A 983-nucleotide genomic window follows, 5' to 3' on the forward strand; every position below is an offset into this window, starting at 1 on the left:
CGGGCCACGGTCTGCTCGGTGAAGATGTCCGGAGGCCGACACACGATCCCGGCCGCGCGCGCCCGCGACACCACCTGCAACGACAAAATGCTGTCCCCGCCGAGTTCGAAGAACGACTCGTCGACACCGACGCGCTCCAACCCCAACACCTGGGCATAAATGTCGGCCAAAACCTCCTCGACCGCAGTGCCCGGAGCGCGATACCGATCCACATCGGTGTACTCCGGGGCCGGCAAAGCCCGCTTGTCGAGCTTGCCGTTGACCGTCAACGGCAACGCCTCAAGCACCACCACCGCCGCCGGCACCATATAGGCAGGCAGTTGCTCGGCCAGCGCCGCGCGCGCCGCGACCGGATCGACCGAGCCGGTGACATAACCCACCAGCCGCTTATCACCCGGACGGTCCTCACGCGCGATCACCGCCGCCTGCTGAACCCCCGCACAGGCCGCCAACGCCGCGCGCACATCACCAAGCTCGATGCGATACCCGCGGATCTTGACCTGCTCATCGGCGCGACCCACATACCGCAACTGCCCATCCGCACCCCAGGCCACCAAATCCCCAGTGCGATACATCCGCTGCCCAGCCACCCCGAACGGACACGCCACAAACCGCGACCCCGTCAACGACGCCCGCCGCCAATACCCCACGCTCACCCCGGCGCCGGCGACATACAACTCCCCGACCACCCCGGCCGGCACCGCACGCAACCAGCCGTCGAGCACGAAGAACGCCGCCCCCGCCACCGGCACACCGATCGGCGGCACCCCCGACCCCGCCACCAACGGCGCACTGATCGCCACATCCACCGTGGTCTCGGTCGGACCATAAACGTTGACCATCACCCGCCCCGGCGCCCACCGATCCACCACCTCGGCCGGACACGGCTCAGCACCAACCACCAACGCCACCGCATCCAAACCCTCCGACGACAGTGTCCCCACTGCCGACGCGGTCTGGCTCAACACCGTCACCCGCTCGCG

General features: G+C 68.5%; 1 protein-coding gene. It reads right to left on the minus strand.

Going from position 1 to position 983, the window contains the following annotated elements; translation table 11 throughout:
* Nucleotides 1-983: non-ribosomal peptide synthetase (locus A5650_RS22585; RefSeq protein WP_156744281.1), on the minus strand; the 983-nt coding region annotated here is incomplete at both ends.

The sequence above is a fragment of the Mycobacterium sp. 1164985.4 genome (assembly GCF_001668575.1).
Classification (GTDB): Bacteria; Actinomycetota; Actinomycetes; order Mycobacteriales; family Mycobacteriaceae; genus Mycobacterium.